This window comes from Actinokineospora sp. UTMC 2448 (assembly GCF_024760565.1).
GTDB lineage: Bacteria > Actinomycetota > Actinomycetes > Mycobacteriales > Pseudonocardiaceae > Actinokineospora > Actinokineospora fastidiosa.
On record NZ_CP031087.1, the window covers coordinates 5,490,351 to 5,509,354 of the forward strand.

At 71.4% G+C, this 19,004-nt stretch carries 17 protein-coding genes; 3 read left to right on the plus strand and 14 right to left on the minus strand.

All coding sequences use genetic code 11. The features are described 5' to 3' along the window. Nucleotides 1-50: 50 nt before the first annotated feature. The 8 genes from ligA to Actkin_RS25095 form a co-directional block, all read right to left on the minus strand. Complete coding sequence (gene ligA / locus Actkin_RS25060) at nucleotides 51-2,174, minus strand: NAD-dependent DNA ligase LigA (RefSeq protein ID WP_258904463.1); 2,124 nt, start codon at nucleotides 2,172-2,174, stop codon at nucleotides 51-53. 35 nt (nucleotides 2,175-2,209) lie between these two features. Further along, complete coding sequence (locus Actkin_RS25065; protein ID WP_258904464.1) at nucleotides 2,210-2,800, minus strand: hypothetical protein; 591 nt, start codon at nucleotides 2,798-2,800, stop codon at nucleotides 2,210-2,212. Between the two features lie 567 nt (nucleotides 2,801-3,367). Next, nucleotides 3,368-3,652, minus strand: coding sequence for a ubiquitin-like small modifier protein 1 (locus Actkin_RS25070; RefSeq protein WP_189213439.1), 285 nt, complete (start codon nucleotides 3,650-3,652; stop codon nucleotides 3,368-3,370). After that, entirely contained in the window at nucleotides 3,653-4,732 is a 1,080-nt protein-coding gene (locus tag Actkin_RS25075) for a WD40/YVTN/BNR-like repeat-containing protein (RefSeq protein ID WP_258904465.1), read from the minus strand. A 135-nt stretch (nucleotides 4,733-4,867) separates the two neighbouring features. After that, entirely contained in the window at nucleotides 4,868-5,266 is a 399-nt protein-coding gene (locus tag Actkin_RS25080) for a hypothetical protein (RefSeq protein WP_258904466.1), read from the minus strand. A gap of 285 nt (nucleotides 5,267-5,551) precedes the next feature. Next, nucleotides 5,552-6,289 (minus strand): succinate dehydrogenase/fumarate reductase iron-sulfur subunit, encoded by a 738-nt coding sequence (locus Actkin_RS25085; protein WP_258904467.1) that lies wholly within the window; start codon nucleotides 6,287-6,289, stop codon nucleotides 5,552-5,554. Then, entirely contained in the window at nucleotides 6,286-8,199 is a 1,914-nt protein-coding gene (locus tag Actkin_RS25090) for a fumarate reductase/succinate dehydrogenase flavoprotein subunit (protein WP_258904468.1), read from the minus strand. The genes Actkin_RS25085 and Actkin_RS25090 overlap by 4 nt, the downstream gene beginning before the upstream one ends. Then, nucleotides 8,196-8,798, minus strand: coding sequence for a succinate dehydrogenase cytochrome b subunit (locus tag Actkin_RS25095; RefSeq protein ID WP_258904469.1), 603 nt, complete (start codon nucleotides 8,796-8,798; stop codon nucleotides 8,196-8,198). Before Actkin_RS25095 ends, Actkin_RS25090 begins: the two co-directional genes overlap by 4 nt. Nucleotides 8,799-8,930: 132 nt before the next feature. On the opposite strand from Actkin_RS25095, the gene Actkin_RS25100 reads away from it, so the two are divergent. Further along, the gene (locus Actkin_RS25100) at nucleotides 8,931-9,842 is read left to right on the plus strand and encodes a LysR family transcriptional regulator (protein WP_258904470.1); all 912 of its coding nucleotides are present in this window, start codon (nucleotides 8,931-8,933) and stop codon (nucleotides 9,840-9,842) included. Here the strand turns inward: Actkin_RS25100 and Actkin_RS25105 are convergent, their stop codons facing one another. After that, nucleotides 9,843-10,718 (minus strand): serine/threonine dehydratase, encoded by an 876-nt coding sequence (locus tag Actkin_RS25105; protein WP_258904471.1) that lies wholly within the window; start codon nucleotides 10,716-10,718, stop codon nucleotides 9,843-9,845. It lies immediately after the preceding gene. A 25-nt stretch (nucleotides 10,719-10,743) separates the two neighbouring features. On the opposite strand from Actkin_RS25105, the gene Actkin_RS25110 reads away from it, so the two are divergent. Next, nucleotides 10,744-11,775 (plus strand): methionine synthase, encoded by a 1,032-nt coding sequence (locus tag Actkin_RS25110; protein WP_258904472.1) that lies wholly within the window; start codon nucleotides 10,744-10,746, stop codon nucleotides 11,773-11,775. A gap of 5 nt (nucleotides 11,776-11,780) precedes the next feature. Here Actkin_RS25110 and Actkin_RS25115 read toward each other — a convergent pair whose 3' ends face one another. The 4 genes from Actkin_RS25115 to Actkin_RS25130 all read right to left on the minus strand — a co-directional run bounded on the left by Actkin_RS25115 (nucleotide 11,781) and on the right by Actkin_RS25130 (nucleotide 16,748). Then, nucleotides 11,781-13,154, minus strand: coding sequence for a helix-turn-helix transcriptional regulator (locus Actkin_RS25115; RefSeq protein ID WP_258904473.1), 1,374 nt, complete (start codon nucleotides 13,152-13,154; stop codon nucleotides 11,781-11,783). Nucleotides 13,155-13,796: 642 nt separating this feature from the next. Further along, entirely contained in the window at nucleotides 13,797-15,080 is a 1,284-nt protein-coding gene (locus Actkin_RS25120) for an ABC transporter permease (RefSeq protein ID WP_258904474.1), read from the minus strand. Next, nucleotides 15,077-15,766 (minus strand): ABC transporter ATP-binding protein, encoded by a 690-nt coding sequence (locus Actkin_RS25125; protein WP_258904475.1) that lies wholly within the window; start codon nucleotides 15,764-15,766, stop codon nucleotides 15,077-15,079. The genes Actkin_RS25120 and Actkin_RS25125 overlap by 4 nt, the downstream gene beginning before the upstream one ends. A gap of 1 nt (nucleotide 15,767) precedes the next feature. Continuing rightward, a complete protein-coding gene (locus tag Actkin_RS25130) occupies nucleotides 15,768-16,748 on the minus strand; it encodes an efflux RND transporter periplasmic adaptor subunit (RefSeq protein ID WP_258904476.1) in 981 nt (326 codons plus the stop codon). 95 nt (nucleotides 16,749-16,843) lie between these two features. Here Actkin_RS25130 and Actkin_RS25135 point away from each other — a divergent pair, with 95 nt between their 5' ends. After that, nucleotides 16,844-17,155 carry a hypothetical protein gene (locus tag Actkin_RS25135; protein ID WP_189213452.1) on the plus strand — a complete coding sequence of 104 codons (312 nt, stop codon included), beginning with the start codon at nucleotides 16,844-16,846 and terminating at the stop codon, nucleotides 17,153-17,155. Here Actkin_RS25135 and Actkin_RS25140 read toward each other — a convergent pair. After that, the gene (locus tag Actkin_RS25140) at nucleotides 17,145-18,926 is read right to left on the minus strand and encodes an AMP-dependent synthetase/ligase (protein WP_258904477.1); all 1,782 of its coding nucleotides are present in this window, start codon (nucleotides 18,924-18,926) and stop codon (nucleotides 17,145-17,147) included. The two genes, Actkin_RS25135 and Actkin_RS25140, sit on opposite strands and share 11 nt — an antisense overlap. Between the last annotated feature and the right edge of the window lie 78 nt (nucleotides 18,927-19,004).

Genomic DNA, 19,004 nt, shown 5'->3' on the forward strand with positions numbered 1-19,004 from the left:
GGCACCGCCCGACCAGGCAGGCGCCCGTCCCGCGCCTCCTGCCAGGGCGGTTACTCGGTCGCTTCCGGCTCGGCCGCGCCGTCGCCGACGGTCGCCACCTCGCGGGCGGCGTCGGGGCCGTCGTCCAGCAGGACGGTGAAGCCCTGCTCGTCCAGGACCGGGACCTTGAGCTGGACGGCCTTGTCGTACTTCGACCCGGGGGCGTCGCCCACCACGACGAACGCGGTCTTCTTCGACACCGAGCCCGACGCCTTGCCGCCGCGGGCCATGATGGCCTCCTTGGCCTCGTCGCGGCTGTACGTCGCCAGGCTGCCGGTCACGACGATCGACAGGCCCTCCAGCGTGCGCGGGACCGAGTCGTCGCGGTCCTCGGCCATGCGGACGCCCGCGGCGCGCCACTTCTCCACCACGTCGACGTGCCAGTCGACGGTGAACCAGTCCTTGACCGCGGCGGCGATGGTGGGGCCGACGCCCTCCGTGGCCGCGAGGCGCTCCTCGTCGGCGTCGCGGATGGCGTCGATGGAGCCGAACTCGCGGGCCAGGGCCTGGGCCGCGGTCGGGCCGACGTGGCGGATCGACAGGGCCACCAGGACCTTCCACAGTGGACGATCCTTCACCAGCTCCAGGTTCGCCAGCAGCTTGCGGCCGTTGGCCGACAGCTCCCCCGCCTTGGTGCGGAACAGGTCCACCCGCCCGAGCCTGTCCTCGTCGAGGTAGAAGACGTCGCCCTCGTCGGTGATCACACCCGAGGACAGCAACGCCGCGGCGGCCTCGTAGCCCAGGCCCTCGATGTCCAGCGCCGCCCGGCTGGACAGGTAGAACAGCCGCTCCCGCAGCTGCGCCGGGCACGAGCGCGCGTTCGGGCAGCGGATGTCGGCGTCGCCCTCCTTCTCGTGCCGCAGCGTCGTGCCGCACACCGGGCACTCCGTCGGCATGACGAACTCGCGGGCGTCGGCGGGCCGGACGTCGATCACCGGGCCCAGCACCTCGGGGATGACGTCGCCCGCCTTGCGGATGACCACGCGGTCGCCGATCAGCACGCCCTTGCGCTTGACCTCGGAGGCGTTGTGCAGGGTCGCCATCGCGACCGTGGAACCGGCGATCTTCACCGGCTCCATCACCGCGAACGGCGTCACCCGGCCCGTGCGGCCGACGTTGACCTCGATGTTCAGCAGGGTCGTCGTCGCCTCCTCCGGCGGGTACTTGTACGCGATCGCCCAGCGCGGCGCCCGGGAGGTGGTGCCCAGGCGGCGCTGCAGCGCGACCTGGTCGACCTTGATGACGATGCCGTCGATCTCGTACGGGTTGTCGTGGCGGTGCTCGCCCCAGTGCTTGACGTGCTCGGCGAGCTGGTCGGGGTCGTCCAGCACGACCGTGTGCTCGGAGACCGGCAGGCCCCACGCGGCCAGCGCGCGGTACGCCTCGGACTGGGCGGTCGGCTCGAAGCCCTCGCGCCTGCCGAGGCCGTGGCAGATGAGCCGGAGGTTGCGCGAGGCGGTGACCCGGGGGTCCTTCTGCCGCAGCGAGCCCGCCGCGGTGTTGCGCGGGTTGGCAAAGGGCGGTTTGCCGGATTCGACGAGCCGGGCGTTGAGCGCGAGGAAGTCCTCGACCTCGAAGAACACCTCGCCGCGCACCTCGACCAGCCGGGGGACGGGGAACTCGTCGGTGCCGGTCAGCCGCTCGGGGACGCCGCGCATGGTGCGCACGTTGAGCGTCACGTCCTCGCCGGTGCGGCCGTCACCCCTGGTCAGGGCGCGGGTGAGCCTGCCGTCCTCGTAGAGGAGGTTGACGGCCAGGCCGTCGATCTTCAGCTCGCACAGGTAGCGGGCGTCGGCGGCCTCGCGGCGCACCCGGTCGACCCAGGCGCCGAGCTCGTCGAGGTCGAAGGCGTTGTCGAGGCTGAGCATGCGCTCGAGGTGGTCGTGCGCGGCGAACTCCGTGGAGAACGTCCCGCCGACGCGCTGGGTGGGCGACTCGGGGGTGACCAGGCTCGGGTAGCGCTCCTCCAGGTCGGCCAGCTCGCGCAGCAGGGCGTCGAACTCGCCGTCGGAGATGGTGGGGGCGTCGAGGACGTAGTAGCGGAACTGGTGGCCCAGCAGCTCGTCGGCCAGCACGGCGTGGCGGTCGCGGACGTCGGCCGGTACGTCGGTGCTTTCCGTGTTCTCACTGGTCACCGGCCTAGAGTAGCCAGGACGACCGACACTCGCCGCTACTGAGGGAGGCCGAGGACGAGGTCGCGGAGCTCCAGCAGGCCGATGCTGTCGGCGGGCTCCTGCTCGGCCGTCTCGACCCGCCGCAGCCGCTCCCCCGCCACCCGCTCCCCGAGCGTCGCGTCCAGCGGGAGGAAGGTCATGGCCTGCCGCATGTCGGGGGCCAGCTCGGACAGCAGCGGGTGGTGCACGGCGACGTCGACGACGTCCCCGTCGACCTGCGCGTGCACCCGCACGTCGGCCAGGGCGAGCCGGTGGGCGCCGATGTTGACGGTGACCTGGGTGGGGTCGGGCACCGGCGGCACGGAGTCGTGGAACTCCCAGATGGCGTCATCGGGCGGAGCGGCGGCCTTCCAGGCGTCGGTGAGCGGCCGCAGCTCCGGGTCCTCCTGCCCGGACACGACCAACGCGTAGATGGCCCGCTCCCCCCGTTCGAGCGCGAAGTGCAGATCGGGATGCAACTCGGCGACCAGCTCACACAACAACGCCTCGACCCGCTGCGGCTCACCATCCCCGAGGGCGGCGGCGATTGTGGGCAAATGGTGGTGCCAGGCGGCCCAGAAGGCGGCAGCGCGGTCGGCGGGAGTCACCCGGCCATCCTGCCAAACGGACGCGGCCGGGCCGGGTGGTTCAGGGAAAGGCGCACCCGCCTGGCACGGTCACCGCGGGCTCGCCCGGCCACCGCAAGCTGGCCCAGTCACCGCAGGCAGACCCAGTCACCGCAAGCTGGCCCAGTCACCGCAAGCTGGCCCGGTCACCGCAAGCTGGCCCAGTCACCGCAAGCTGGCCCGGTCACCGCAAGCCAGCCCAGTCACCCCAAGCCAGCCCGACCACCCCAAGCCAGCCCGACCACCCCAAGCCAGCCCGACCACCCCAAGCCAGCCCAGTCACCCCAAGCCAGCCCGACCACCCCAAGCCAGCCCGCTCGCCGCAGGCTGGCGCGGCGCGGCTGGGCAGCGGGTCCTGCCAACGGTCCGCGCGGGCGTCGCCGCCACCGGCTGACCGTTGGCCCGGGGCAGGCAGGACAACTGGGCGCGCTCAGCGGACGTGGCCCGTGAAGGCGCGCCCAACGGCAGCCCTCACCCGCCCGTCCGGCCGGACGGGTCTCATCCGGGAAGCCTGCACCTGCGCGCCCACCGGCCCGTTCGGCAACTCCCCTATCCGCCTGCCACCGACGGGATTATCTGGATCTCCGCGCCCGCCCGCAGCCTGGTGTCCTTGCCCTGGAGTTGGCGGCACTCCTCACCGTCGATGAAGAAGTTGACGTAGCGGCGGAGGGCGCCCTGTTCGTCGCGGAGGCGGCGTTCGAGGGCGGGGTGTCGGTGGGCCAGCACGTCGAGGAGGTCGGTGAGAGTGGCGTCGGGAGCGAGGTCGACGTCGAGCTTGGGCTGGTCGCCCGCGCGTGGGCGGAGGACATTGGGCAGGCGGACGGTGACGGTCATCTAGACCACCGCCGCCCGGATGGAGAGCACGTCCGGCAGGTTCTCGGCGATGCGGACCCACGTGTCGCCGCCGTCGCGGCTGCCGTAGACGTCGCCGGAGCGGGAGCCGAAGTAGACGCCCGCGGGGTCCGCGTTGTCCACGCACATGGCGTCGCGCAGGATCGTGGTCCAGTACGGGGTCTTCGGCAGTCCGTTGTCGAGCGCCTCCCAGGTCTCGCCCGCGTCGCGGCTGCGGTAGACGCGGCAGCGGCCGTCCGGCGGGAAGCGGTGGCCGTCGGCGACCAGCGGGAACGTGTAGACCGTGTCCGGGTCGTGCGGGTGGACCACGATCGGGAAGCCGAAGTCGGACGGCAGGCCGTCGGCGATGGACTTCCACGTCGTGCCGCCGTCGTCGCTGCGGTAGACGCCGTGGTGGTTCTGCGCGTAGAAGCGGTCCGGGCGGGACGGGTGCTGGGCGATCTTGTGGACGCACTGCCCGTACTCGGGGAACGGGTCGGGCAGGAAGTACGCCTTGATGCCGGAGTTGCTGGGGTGGAAAGTGGCCCCGCCATCGGTGGTGCGGTAGACGCCGCCGGTGGACATGGCGACGGTGACGTGGTCGGCGTCGGTCGGGTGCGGGATCACCGAGTGCACGGCCTGGCCGCCGAACCCGGGGAACCAGTCCTTGCGGTGCGGGTGGTCCCACAGGCCGCGCACCAGCTCGAACGTGCGCCCGCCGTCGGTGGAGCGGAACAGCGCCGACGGCTCGGTGCCCGCGTAGACGACGTCCGGCTGGTCCGCCGGACCGGGCGCGAGCTGCCAGACCCGCCCCAGCGTCGCCCCGGTGTCCTCCGGGAAGGCGACGGGCGCGTGGTCCGGCTCCTCCCAGGTCTGCCCCAGGTCGTCGCTCACCGCCACGCTCGGGCCCCAGTGCTCCGAGGTCACCCCGGCCAACACCCTGGGCTTCTCCCCGCGCGTATCAATGGCCACGGCGTACACATCGGTCATCGGATGATGTGGCCCCGTCACCTTCCACCCGTCGCTGGACGCCAGGAACAGCCCCTTGCGCGTCCCGATCGCCACCAGCACTTCCTGCGTCATCGCCCCTCCTCGAATGTGGTGCGCGCCACGCTACGCCGGGGCACCGACAACGGCACCGTGGTTGGCTGGCGGCACGGACCTGCGACGGAAGTGGGGTGCACGCAGATCAACTGATCAACGAACTGACGAAGCAGCTCAGAACGGGCCACGCCGCTCGTACACCTCGATGTCGTCCCGCGCGGCTTCGACCAACCCCGCGTAGATCGGGTCCTTCGCGTACTCGTCCAACTTCCTCCGCAGCCGGGAGTCGACCAACTCCCCGTGCAACCGGACGATATGACCGACACAGGTCACGGCCAACTGCCGAACAGCCTCCGTCTTCCCCGCTTCGAGGCACTCGAGCACCACCTGCTCGACCCACCTGTTGTCAGGTTCGTTCAGGACTATGCACAGCAGCGCATCCGTGGCCGAGACCACCTCACCACGGCGCACGATGCCGAGTAGTTCGGCGCGGCTCTTATCGCCCATCAAGATTTCGTTGTCCCCTCCCGCCATCGCCAACGCGGAGCACCCCCGGACTTCGTCGGCCAGCAACCTCGAACATTAACGTCCCGAGGACGTCGATCGGTGCGCCGAGAACGGCTGCGGACGTGATGAGGAAGGGGATCGGGGTTCCCGGGGTGGGCGCAACCACCCTGCCGTTGCGCAGCGGGCAACGGCAGGACGCGACGGAGCAGCAGTGGGAGTTCGCGGCTCGCGGCATGGTCGAGAAGCAGCGTTTCGTCGAGCAAGCGCATCCGCTTCCGGACGCCCCGTCACCGCCGCCCCCGCACACCTTCCCGTCCAACCCGACCAGGACAAGTAACTCGCCCTAGGTCATCAATCGACCTTCCACAGCACGTCGCGGTTGAGGAGGGCGATCACGTCCGTGCCGATCTCCTTCGGACAGGCCGTCGCGCACTCGCCTGCCTGGGTGCAGCCGCCGAAGCCGAGGTCGTCCTGGGTCTGGACCATGGTCAGCGCGCGGGTGCCGCGCTCGGGCTGGCCCGGCGGCAGGGCGGCCAGGTGGACGGCCTTCGCGGCGGTGAACAGCATCGCCGAGCCGTTGGGGCAGGCGGCCACGCACGCGCCGCAGCCGATGCAGGCCGCGGCGGCGAAGGCGCGGTCGGCGTCCGGCTTGGGCACCGGCACGGCGTGGGCGTCCGGGGCGGCGCCGGCGTGGACGCCCACGTGCCCGCCCGACTCGATGACGCGGTCCAGCGCCGACCGGTCCACAACGAGGTCGCGGACAACCGGGAACGGTCGGGCCCGCCACGGTTCGATGGTGATCGGCTTGCGGGGGTCGAACTCGCGCATGTGCAGCTGGCAGGTGGTCGTCGCCTTCTGCGGCCCGTGGGCGGTGCCGTTGATCATCAGCCCGCACATGCCGCAGATGCCCTCGCGGCAGTCGTGGTCGAAGGCGATCGGCTCGTCGCCGTCGAGCAGCAGGCGTTCGTTGAGGACGTCGAGCATCTCCAGGAACGACATGTCGGGCGTGATCCCGTCGACGGTGTACTCGACGAGGCGGCCGCGGTCGTCGGGGCCGTTCTGGCGCCAGACGCGCAGGGTGTACTTCACCGGTAGCTCCGCTCGCTCGGCCGGACCGCGGTGAAGGCCAGCTCCTCGCGGTGCAGGACAGGGGTTCCCCCGGTGTGCTCCCACGCCGCGACGTAGGCGAAGCGCTCGTCGTCGCGGCGGGCCTCGCCGTCGGGGGTCTGGCTCTCGGCGCGGAAGTGGCCGCCGCAGGACTCGGCGCGGTGCAGGGCGTCCAGGCACATCAGCTCGGCCAGTTCGAGGAAGTCGGCGACGCGGCCCGCGTGTTCGAGGGTCTGGTTCAGCGCCGATCCCGAGCCGGTCACCTTCACCCGACGCCAGAAGTCGGCGCGCAGGTCGGGGATGCGCTTGAGCGCCTCGGCCAGGCCGTCGGCGGAGCGCTCCATGCCGCAGTGGTCCCACATGACGCGGCCCAGCTCGCGGTGGAAGGACTCCGGGGTGCGGTCGCCGTTCACCGCCAGCAGGGCGGCGACGGTGGCGTGCACGGAGTCCTCCGCCTCGTCGACCGCCTCCGGGGAGACCGCGCCGAACGGGCCGTCGGCCAGGTAGTCGCCGATGACCGCGGGCAGGACGAAGTACCCGTCGGCCAGGCCCTGCATCAGCGCGCTCGCCCCAAGGCGGTTCGCGCCGTGGTCGGAGAAGTTGGCCTCCCCGACGACGAACAAACCCGGGATGGTCGACCGCAGGTCGTAGTCCACCCACAGGCCGCCCATCGTGTAGTGCACGGCGGGGTAGATGCGCATGGGCGTGGAGTACGGGTCCTCCGCGGTGATCCGCTGGTACATCTCGAACAGGTTCCCGTAGCGCTCGGCGATCACGTCGCGGCCGAGCCGGGCGATGGCGTCGGCGAAGTCCAGGTACACCCCGCGCCCGACGCCCTTGCCCTCGTCGCACACCGCCTTGGTGGCGCGGGCGGCGATGTCGCGCGGGACGAGGTTGCCGAAGCGCGGGTAGCGGCGTTCGAGGAAGTAGTCGCGTTCGGACTCCGGGATCTCCGCTGGCCTGCGCGGGTCGCCCGGGCGGGCGGGGACCCAGACCCGGCCGTCGTTGCGCAGCGACTCGCTCATCAGGGTCAGCTTCGACTGGTGGTCGCCGCCGACCGGGATGCACGTCGGGTGGATCTGGGTGAAGCACGGGTTGGCGAACCACGCGCCGCGCTTGTGGGCGCGCCAGATCGCGGTGGCGTTGCTGCCCTTGGCGTTCGTGGACAGGTGGAAGACGTTGCCGTAGCCGCCGGTGGCGAGCACGACGGCGTCGGCGGTGTGCGTGGTGATCTCCCCGGTGACCAGGTCGCGCACCACGACGCCGCGCGCGCGGCCGTCCGACACGACGAGGTCCAGCATCTCCGTGCGCGGCCTGCTGACCACCCGCCCGGCGTGGATCTGCCGCGCAAGCGCTTGATACGCCCCCAGCAGGAGTTGCTGACCGGTCTGCCCACGCGCGTAGAACGTCCGGGAGACCTGCGCGCCGCCGAAGGAGCGGGTGTCGAGCAGGCCGCCGTACTCGCGGGCGAACGGGACGCCCTGGGCCACGCAGTGGTCGATGATCGCGCCGCTGACCTCGGCCAGCCGGTACACGTTGGACTCCCGCGCGCGGAAGTCGCCGCCCTTGATGGTGTCGTGGAACAGCCGGGCGGTGCTGTCGCCGTCGCCCGCGTAGTTCTTGGCAGCGTTGATCCCGCCCTGCGCGGCGACGCTGTGCGCGCGGCGCGGGCTGTCCTGGTAGCAGAAGGACAGGACCTGATAGCCGAGTTCGGCCAGGGTCGCCGCGGCCGAGGCGCCCGCGAGGCCGGTGCCGACGACGATCACGCTCATCCGCCGCCGGTTGGCCGGGCTGACCAGGCGCGCGGCCAGCCTGCGCCGCTCCCAGCGGGTCTCCAGCGGACCGTCCGGGGCGCGGGTGTCGCGCAGCGGTGCGCCCTCGGTGTAGTTCATCGGATGACCCCCAACAGGACGGCGTAGGGCACGGAGAGGAACCCGACGGTGATGGCGACGGCGACCGCGAGCGCGGCGGGCTGGGCCGCGGTCCTGGCGCCGAGGCTGCGCAGCGCGCTCCACATGCCGTGCCGGATGTGGAAGCCGAGCGAGACGACGGCGAGGGTGTAGAAGGCGACGACGTACCAGCGGCTGAAGCCCGCGACGACGCTGGCGTGGATCTCGCCGGGGACGCCGTGCGGGTTGAGCACGCCCGCGGTGAGGTCGAGGATGTGGTAGACGACGAACAGGGCGATGATCACGCCGCCCCACCGCATCGTGCGCGCGGCATACCCGCCCTGCTTGACCGCGTACGGGATCGGACGCGCTTTGCGGGCCTGCCGGGTGAGCGACACGGCGGCCGCGATGTGCAGCACGACGGCGGCGAGCAGGACCACGCGGACGATCCAGACGAAGCCGCCGTAGCCGAACACGGGCTCCAGGAACTCCCGCAGGAAGTGGCCGTAGCCGTCGATGGACTCCTGGCCTGCGAACGCCTTGAGGTTGGCGGCCATGTGCACCAGGACGTAGGCCAGGAGCACGATTCCGGTGACGGCCATCACGGCTTTGCGGCCAACTGTGGTCCAAATCCGTTGCCGCACCGGTGATTCCGTGAGCATGCCGCCCACGCTATGCGCGCGTTCGATCAGTCGTCCAATACATGAACCCGCTCGACTCGATAGCCTGGGGCTATGACGCTCCAGCAGCTGGCGTACTTCCTGGCCGTGGCCGAGACCCGCAACTTCACCCGGGCGGCGCGGCGGTCGCATGTGGCGCAGCCCTCACTGAGCAAGCAGATCCACGCGCTGGAGTCGGAACTGGGGACGCCGCTGTTCACCCGCACGCCCGCGGTCGCCATGACCCCGGCTGGCGAGGCGCTGCTGCCGATCGCCAAGCGCATCCTGTCCGATGTGGACTCGGCCAGGCTGGAGGTGGCCGAGTTGGCCGGTCTGCGCCGCGGCCGCATCCGGCTGGGCGCGACGCCGAGCGTGTGCGTCGGCGTGCTGGCCGACGTCCTGCGCCGGTTCCACGACGAGCACCCCGGGGTCCGGCTGCTGGTGGAGGAGGGCGGCTCCCGCGACCTGACCCGGGCGCTGGTGGCGGGCGACCTCGACCTCGCGCTGGTGATCGTCCCGCCGCAGGGCGTCGACCCCGCGCTGCACGCCACGCCGGTGCTCAGGGAGGACCTGATGGTGGCCGCGGCCACGGAGCTGCCCGCGCGGGTGCGGCTGACCGACCTGCGCGACCGCCCGATGGTGATGTACCGGCGCGGCTACGACCTGCGGGAGACCACGCTGCGGGCGTGCCTGGCCGCGGGCTTCGAGCCCGCGCTGGCCGTCGAGGGCGGCGAGATGGACGCCGTCCTGCGGTTCGTGGAGGCGGGGCTGGGCGTGGCCGTCGTGCCGAGCCTGGTGCTGGTCGACCGGCCGCGCCTGCACTCGGCGCCGCTGGTCGGCCCGGGGCTGCGCCGCACGGTCGCCCTCGCCCACCGCAGCGACGCGCCGCCCACGATCGCCGCGCGCGCGTTCCGGTCCGTGCTGCGGGCGCACGTGGACGCGCTCGTCGCCAGCGACGCCCTGCCCGCGGGGGTCACGCCCGCGTGATCAGGCAGGCGTCCAGTCGGAGTTGGCGCCGCAAAGGATCACGCAGGTCAATGCCTCGCCGGGGCTGTTCAGCCAGGCGGCGAAGGGGACGGCGGCCGCGGGCTCGACGGCCAGCCGGAACTCCTCCCAGAGCCGGTCGCGCGCGGCCAGGGTCTCGGCGTCGGTCACCAGCTCCGAGCGGGCGCCCCGGAGGATGCCGAACGGCACGTCGCCGACCCGGGTCGCGCCCAGCGCGGACGCCGAGACGGAGTCGACCGGTGAGTCGACCGGGTGGCCCGCGTCCAACGCGCGGCGCAGGGCGCAGCAGCCGTCCGGCTCGACCGCGATCACCGGCCGCCCGCCGCCCAGGACGGTCCCGGCGGCCAGCCCGCCGCCGCCCACGGCGACCGCGAACGCCGCGATGTCGGGGGCGTCGGCGACGGCCTCGGCGGCGCAGGTGCCCTGGCCCGCGACGACCAGCGGGTCGTCGTAGGCGGAGACGTAGCGGGCGCCGGACCCCTCGGCTTCGACGCGGGCGGCGGTGTTGGCCTCGGCGTAGGAGGAGCCGACGCGGACCAGCTTCGCGCCTGCCGCCTCGATGCGGCGGGCCTTGGCGGCGGGGGCGGTCTCCGGGACGTAGACCGTGGCGGGCAGGCCGAGGAGCTTCGCCGCGGTGGCGACGGCGACGCCGTGGTTGCCGCCGGACGCGGTCACGACGTGTTCGGGCGCGGGCCCGCCGAGGAGCGCGTTGAGCGCACCGCGCAGTTTGAAGGAGCCGGTGCGCTGCAGGTGCTCCAGCTTGAACACCACCGGCCTGCCGTCGACCTCGGCGCGCAGGATCGGGGTGCGGCGGATGTACGGGGCGATGCGCTCGGCTGCGGCCGCGACCTGGTCCATGCCGCCACTCTGCCAAACTGCGGCAATGAGCACCGCACCCTGGGCCCCGGGGGCGGCGACCGGAATCGGGTCGCTGCCCGGGCGTGAACCGGTCGAGGCCGCCGCCGTCGTGCTCGGCGAGCTGCCCGAGTTCCCGCACATCCCCGAACTGCCCGCGCGCGGACTCGGGGCCGACATCCTCGGCAGAGGCGCGGCCCTGCTGGTCGACATCGCCGTCGAGCTTGTGCCCAGCGGCTACCGCATCACCGCCCGCCCTGGCGGCGACCACCGCCGCGCGGTCGACCTCCTGCGCCGCGACCTCGACGCCGTCGAGGAGGCCATCGGCCGGGCGGGCGCGGCACCGCCGGTGCTCAAGCTCCAACTGCCCGGCCCGTGGACCCTCACGGCGGGCATCGAACTCCCCCGAGGCCACCGCGTCATCACCGACCACGGCGCCCTCCGCGATGTCACGGCCTCCCTCGCCGAGGGCGTGACCCAGCACGTCGCCGACGCCCGCAGGCGCACGGGCGCGGAGATCGTCGTCCAGTTCGACGAGCCCGGCCTCCCCGCCGTCCTCAACGGCACGGTCCCGACCCCCTCCGGCTACGGCACGGTGCCCGCGGTCGCGGAGCCGGACGCCCGGGAGGTCCTGTCGACCCTGGTGGAGACGGCCCGGGAAGCCACCGGCCAACCGGTGATCGTCCACTGCTGCGCCCCCCGCCCCCCGGTCTCCCTACTGCGCTCGGCGGGCGCGGACGCAATCGCTTTCGACGCGACCCTGGCGATGGACGCGGCAGCGCTGGACGAAATCGGGGAGGCTTGGGAGGACGGGACGGTCCTGTTCCTGGGCGTGATCCCCGGAGTCGAACCCGCCCAGGCGCCCACCCTGCGCGCTGCCGCCGACCCGGCACTTCGGTTGGTGGACCGGCTCGGATTCCCGAGGACGATCCTGGCGGAGCGGGCGGTGCCGACGCCGTCCTGCGGTCTCGCGGGCGCCACACCGGACTGGGCCCGACGCGCCATGACACTGGTCCGGGACGTCGGCAAGGCTTTCGTAGAGCCACCGGAGTCTTGGTGAAGTAGCTACTTGCCGCGCTTCACTTCGGCCAGCATCGCCCGGAACTCTGTGCCCACACCTCCGCCATACGACTCCAACTCCTGCGCGAGCTCCGTCGCCACCATCAGCAGGGATGGGCGGCTCTGACGGCCGTTCTGGAGGGCGCGGACGCCTATCGCGACTGCCTCGTCCGTGTCACCTTGACGCGCGGCGACGACGGCGAGTGTCAGTTGGGCCTCGGCGTTCCGCATCGGAGCGAGGAGAACGCCCTCGGGAGTGACGCTCCGCCGGATCACTTCTTCGGCATTTCTCCTTGCCAGCTGGTCTTGGCCGACGATGCGATAGGTGTCCATCGCGTAGAAGTCCCACTTGTCGGGATCGACTACGAAATGGTTCCCCGGGTTGTCCGGGTAGGGAAGCCGATCGAGCAGGGCTCGGCCCAACTCAAGGGACTTGTGCACTTCCTCGACCATCCCGAGCCGGGCGTACGCTTTAGCCTGCTGCCCGTAGAGTTGGACCGCGACAGAATGCGAAGGAGCCGCCAGGACTCCCGAATCCGCGACTGGAATCACCGCCCGGTAGTTTCCGGTCGTGAGGTGGAACCAGGCGAGCATCTCATGAGCCCAACCGATGATGGCCGGGTCGCCGCATTCCTTGCCTAGTTCCAACGCCATGCGCCGGGTAGCCTCAGCAGCCCGGGCGTCACCGATATCGTATTCCAAGCATCCCACCAGCAGGGCCAGCATTCCGGCGTTGTGCAGAATCTTCCGGTGCTGGGATAGCGTCAAGCGGTTGCCGAGCAGTTCCGTCATACTGCTGAGCCAATTCCGGGCAGTCGACATCAGAGTGTTGGCGTCGGCGTGCGAATAGTCGCAACACAACTGCTCGATGGTGATATCAAGCGCATCCGTGGTTGACGAACTGACAGCCGACGCGCGGACGCGCCTGAGCAGTTCGAGGGTATCCATCCCGGTGCTGGCCACCAGAAGGTCGCCACGACTCGCTGGTTCACTACGCGGCCCTGTCAGCCTGCTCTGACCGGGAAGGTCGAACCACAACAGGTGTTGCGGTAGATGCAGTATTCTGGCGTAGTTCCTCAGCGTTTCGAGGTTCTGTTCCGGTTTCCCGTTTTCAAGCTTGCTCACCTGCGCTTGCGTGAGCCCCAGCCAGCGCCCCAGAAGTTCTTGATTCAACGCCTTGCCGAACAGTTGACGATGGCGTGGATGGTTGCGATATGCCTTGAGAACTTTCCCGATGTGTTGACTCCGAAAGGCGTCCTGGAACTCCTCTGTCTCAAAGAACTCACGCCGCAGCTGGGCGGGCGGGGTACGGAGCTGGTCGCGCTGCTCGCGGTGGCACCTGCTGCACAAACTCGCCGGGTTGTCGGAGGCGAGCACCATCCCGCAGCCACCACAGTGGCGACCAGGGGAAGCGGCCGAACCCTTGTGCCGTGGACCGGATGCGCCCATCCTTATCCCCGCCCAGTTCCCGAACGTCGAGCCGTCTCGGTTCAGGGTACTCAGCGTGGCTGGCTCCCACCACTGGGTGACGTTTATGCGCAGCATTTTGGCGCCGATGGCTCGCGATGCAGTTCGGGCGAGGGCTCTGTTGACTTGCTGCTGGGGACCCATATCGAGGGTGTCGAGCTGGTTCTCACCCCGACTGCGCTTGATCGGGCTGGTGGCCTCGGGAGCGGCTCTCGCTCAGGCGCAATCTGTATTGAGCTGACTGCGGTGGAAGCGGCCTCGGGGGATCGCGGTTGCCTCTTCGGCAGACACGCAGGTGGCGTAGGGCGGCAAGGCGGTGGCCTGGGTGGTTCGCGATTTGCTTTGGAATGTCCGATGGAGTGGACTCGCATTCGCGGGGCCCCTAAGAGAAGCGGCGCGGCGCGGAAAGAAGGGCGGAGCGGCGAAGCCGTTCCGCGCCGAGCGAGGGTAGCACCGCTTTTCTCCCCACGAATGCGAGTCCACTCCATCAGACAGTTGTTTGGGGCGTGTTGCGATTGTTGGTGGTTGTGCTGCTTCAGAAGTTCATTCTATGGGCTATGCGCGCATTACTGTTGCGATGGGGATCTTTGCCGCTCTGATCGCTGGTATCAGGCCGCCCAGTACGCCTGCCGCCACTCCTGCGATGACGCCTGCCAATCCTGCTTCCCACGGGAAGGCGACCTCCGTCAGCAATGGCTCCCGGTCTCCCAGCACCCGCCGCGCGACTTCCAAGCCCAGCACGCCCACCCCGATCGCGGCTCCCGCTGTCAGGAGGCCGACGATCATGGTCTCCGCCAACACGATGCCCGCCAGCAGCAGGCGGGGCGTTCCTACCGCTCTCCGGAGGGCGAATTCCTCGATGCGTTCGCCCACCGTCGCCAGGCCGACGTTGAGGATGCCTGCTGCGCCGATCAGGAGGACCAGGGCGGCCATGCCCAGGAAGATCAGGCGCAGGAGCATCAGCTGGTCGCCCACGAACTCCTCGGAGTCGATGACCTGGGAGTACCACTGGTCCATCGGGGCGCCCGCCGCTGTCAGGCGGGTTTTCAGGACCTGGGCCACCGGCTCGGCGTCCGAGGACAGGTAGAGCTGGGCTACTCGGTCGGGTGGGGACCAGGTGCGGAGTTCGTCGGAGCGGGCGTAGGCGGTCGGCATGCTGTTGCCGTCGTCGACCACGCCGATGATGCGGGGGGTGGCGTTGGTCGTCGCGCCCGCCAGGCGGAGTTCGGCGGGGACCTGGTAGCGGTTGAGGCCCTTGGCCAGTTCCTCGTTCACCACCAGGCCCGGCGACATCAGGGGGCCGCCGGTGAAGTCCAGCCACGTGCCGCTCACCACGTGGAACGGGCGGAACTCGCGGATGTCGCCGGTCAGCCCGTACAGGCTGAACTCGACGGCCTGGCCCGGCGGCTTGGCGGTGTCGGCCTCCATCGCCATGCAGTTGCCGTACCGGTCGCAGGTGTAGCCGCCGCCGTAGTTCTCGCCGAGGTGGTCGAAGGACATCCCGCCCGCGTTGACCGGTGTCACGCCCGGCTCGCCGACCACGGCCCGGTAGGAGGTGAGGGCCGCGGTCCCGGCCGCGCCGCTCAGCGTGTCCAGGGTGATGTCGACGGTCTCGGCGTGGTCGGGCAGGTAGACCTGCACGGTGCCGTCGCGGCCCATGGTCATCTCGAGGTCGATGCGGGCGGCGCGCTCGGCGATCACGGCGCCCGCCTGGACGGTGACGACCGCGAGCACGCCGAGGAACAGGCTGACCATGGACAGGAACGTGCGCAGCTTGCGCGCCCTGATCCCCTGGCCGCCGATCACCAGGGCCGAGCGCAGCTTCCCGGACAGCCTCATCGCCGGACCTCCTGCACCAGCGCGCCGTCGACCAGCCGCAGGACGCGGCCCATGCGCGCGGCGTGGGCCTGGTCGTGGGTGACCAGCACCAGGCCGCAGCCCCGCTCGGTGGCCGCGTGCAGCGCATCGATCACCAGCGAGCCGGTCTCGGTGTCCAGCGCGCCGGTCGGCTCGTCGGCCAGCAGGACCTGCGGTCGCCGCACCAGCGCCCGCGCGATGGCGACGCGCTGCTGTTCGCCGCCGGACAGGCGGGTGGGCTTGTGCTTGGCCAGGTGCGCGATGCCCATCTGGTCCAGCGCGGCCATCACCGTGGCCCGTCGGCTGCGCCGTGGCAGCCACCCCTGGCCGTTGACCAGCGCCATCGCCACGTTCTGCGCGGCAGTGAGGTGCTTGAGCAGGAAGAACCGCTGGAACACGAACCCGAACCGCTCGCTGCGCAGCCGCGCGGCCCGGCGCTCGGACACGGTGGTGATGTCCTCGCCCGCCAGCAGGTAGCGGCCGCCGTCGGGCCGGTCGAACAGCCCGATGAGGCTCAGCAGCGTGCTCTTGCCCGACCCGGACCGGCCGAGGATGGCCACGCTCTGCCCACTGTGGACGGTGAGGTCGACGCCGGTCAGGATCGGCCGGGGCTGCCCCTGCCCGGTCAGGACCTTCGCGATGCCGGAAAGCTCCAGGAGCGCGGTCATGTCAGGGACCCCCCGGCCCGAACTCGCCGGTCGGCTCGGGCGCCGCCAGCGTCGGCCCCGGCACGGCGAGGGTCTCGTCGCCCTCCAGCCCGGACTTGATCTCCACCACCTTGCCGTCGGTGAGCCCCAGCTGCACGGGGGTGGTGACCCGCTCCCCGTCCGGCCCGATCACGTCGACCTGGCCCTTGCCCTGCGTGCCCGCCACGGCCTCGACCGGGGCGACGAGCACGTTCTTGGCCTCCGCGGTGACGACCTCGACGGTCGCGGGAGCGCCGTTGATCAGCGTGGTGCCCGACGGCGCGGTGCAGACCAGGCGCATGCCGGTGGGCTCCGAGGGCTCCGGCTGCGGCTCGACGTCCTTCGGCGGCCCGGCCATCGTCGGCGGCGCGGTCGGGTCCACCGGCGGGGCCGTGGGCTCCGGCGGCTCGGGGACGGTCCCCGGCGGCAGCGCGGCGATCGTGCCGAGCGTGGCGCAGGCGAACGGGCCGGGCCCGCCCTCGATCTGCGCGCGCACGGCCTTGAGGCCGTTGGCGATCGCGTAGGCCTGCTTGCCGTCGATGTCGGCGGCGACGGCGTACCCGCCGTGGCGCACGGAGACGATGGGCGTGCCCTTGACGACGACGGCCCTGTCGGCCACCAGCCTGCCCGCGAACTCCGCCCCCGCGGGGATGACGATGCGCGTGGGCTCGCCGTCCGACCACACGGTGGCGACCCGCGTCTCGCGCGCGACCGGCCCGGCGTCCGGCGCGGTCAGGTACCGGACCTCGCCGTCGACGGGCGCGGCGATGCCGTAGACCGGGTTGAGCTCGACCTTGCCGGTGAGGCTGACCTTCGCGGTCAGGTCCTGCTTGGTGACGGTCGCCTTGGTGAAGGTCGTGCCCCGCTCGGCGAGTCCGGGCGGCGGCCCGGGCGGGTCGGCCGCGGTGCAACCGGCGGTGAGGACGAACGCGGCGACTACGGCCGCACGAAGTGGGTTGAGCACTGGCCACCCCCAGGTATGAATGTGACCGGGAGTGTATACATCTAATGAATAGTGATGTTGAACCGGGTCACGCCGCGGCCGGCATGCTGGACGCCATGCGCTCGCACACGCGGTTCGCCGTCATCGTCGCGCTGCTGACGATCGCCGTGACCGCATTGGTCGACGCGGACGCCCTGGTCTGGGCAGCGCCCGTGCTGCCGGTGCTCGCCCTGCTGCTCAACCGCACGCGCTGGACCGAGCTGGCCAGGCTGCGGGTCGTGCAGGTGGCGGCCGTCGGCCAGGTCCTCGCGGTCGCGCCCGTGCTGACCGACGCGCCGCTGCCGGTGGCGGTCCCCGGCCTGGCGGTGGTCTGCCTCGCCGCGGCCGCCACCGGATACGGGGTGGTCCGGTTCCCCGTCAGACGCTGATCGTGGCCGGGCTCGGCGACTCGGCGTAGAGGTCGTCGATCTCGTGGGCGTACTTGCGGGCGATGGGCTTGCGGCGCAGCTTCAGCGTCGGGGTGAGCTCGTCGCCGCCGGGCTCCCACGCCGCCGACAGGATGCGGAACCGCTTGACCTGCTCGACGCGCGCGAGCCGGGCGTTGCCCGCGCGGACGGCCTCGGCCACCAGCTCGCGGACCTGCTCGTGCTCGGCGATCGCGCTCGGGGAGGCCGCCACGCCGAGCTTGGCCGCCAGGCCCGCGGCCGCGTCGACGTCGAGCACGACCAGGGCGGTGACGTACGGGCGGTCGTCGCCGATGGCCACCACCTGGCCGATCACCGAGCTGGCCGCCTTGATCGCGTTCTCGATGTTCGTCGGCGACATGTTCTTGCCGCCGGAGTTGATGATCAGCTCCTTCTTGCGGTCCACGATGGACACGAAGCCGTCGGCATCGATGACGCCGATGTCGCCGGTGTGCACCCAGCCGTCCATGTCGATGGTCTCGGCCGTGCGCTGCGGGTCGCCGCGGTAGCCGCGCATGGTGGACGGCGAGCGGACCAGCAGCTCGCCGTCGTCGGCCAGCCCGACCTCCGCGCCGTGCACCGCCATCCCGACGCTGCCGAGCTTGACCTGGCCCGGGCGGCACGACGTGCCCAGGCCCGCGGTCTCGGACATGCCCCACACCTCGTACACCGGGATGCCCAGGCCCCAGAAGTACTCCAGGGTGTCCACCGGGATCGCGGCGGCGCCGGAGACGGCGACGCGGCACTCGTCGAGGCCGAGCTTGTGGCGCAGCTTGGACAGCACGAGCTTGTCGGCCAGCTTGTGCTGGATGTTCAGCAGGGCGGGGACGGGTTTGCCCGCGACAGAGAGCCTGGCGTGCTTGACGCCGGTCTGGATCGCCCAGGTGGCGATCTTGCGCTTCTTCTCCGGCTCGCCAGCCAGCGCGGTGTCGATGGCGAGCTTGAACTTCTGCCACACCCTCGGCACGGCGAAGAAGACGGTGGGGTGGCAGTCCGCCAGCCCGGCGGCGAGCTGCTTGGGGTCGGCCACCGACGTCACGACCGACCCGAACAGGATCGAGGTGTAGTGCGCCACCACCCGGTCGGCGATGTGCGCCGAGGGCAGGAACGACAGCACCCGGTCCCCGTGGCGGACCTGGAACGCCTGCTTGACCGCGTCCGCCACGGCGAGCACGTTGCGGTGGGTCAGCTCGACGCCCTTGGGCGGGCCGGTGGTGCCGGAGGTGTAGATGATCGTGGCCAGGTCGTCGGGGCCGACCGCGCGCCACGCGGCGTCGAAGTCGAAGTCCGGGGCGCCGGACTCCTCCAGCTCCCGCAGCGACATCGTCCCCTCGACGCCCTCCTCCAGGCAGACGACCCGCACGTCCGCCCCGGAGGCGCGGACCACGGGCAGGAACTGCTCCTCGGTGACGACCACGGAGTTGCCCGCGTTGGCCAGCACGTAGGCCAACTGCTCGGCGGCGAGGGTGTTGTAGACGCTGAACGGCACGGCGCCCAGGTGCAGCGCGCCCGCGTCGACGACGTGGAACTCCGGCCGGTTGGCCAGCATGATCCCCACGGTGTCCCCGCGGCCGACCCCCAGCGCCGCCAGCCCGGCGGCCACCCCCCGCACCCGCTCGGCGTAGTCCCGCCACCGCAGCGACACGACGTCGCCGGGCGCGCGCAACGCGACCACATCGGGCTGCCTCCCCGCGATGTCCTGGAACGCCGAGCAGAGGGTCTCGGGAGAACTCATCACGCCGCCTCTCGCGGAGGTGTGGGTCAGAACACAGTGGCGTGATCGTAGGTACGGCCTTGACGCCTGTCTACGGTC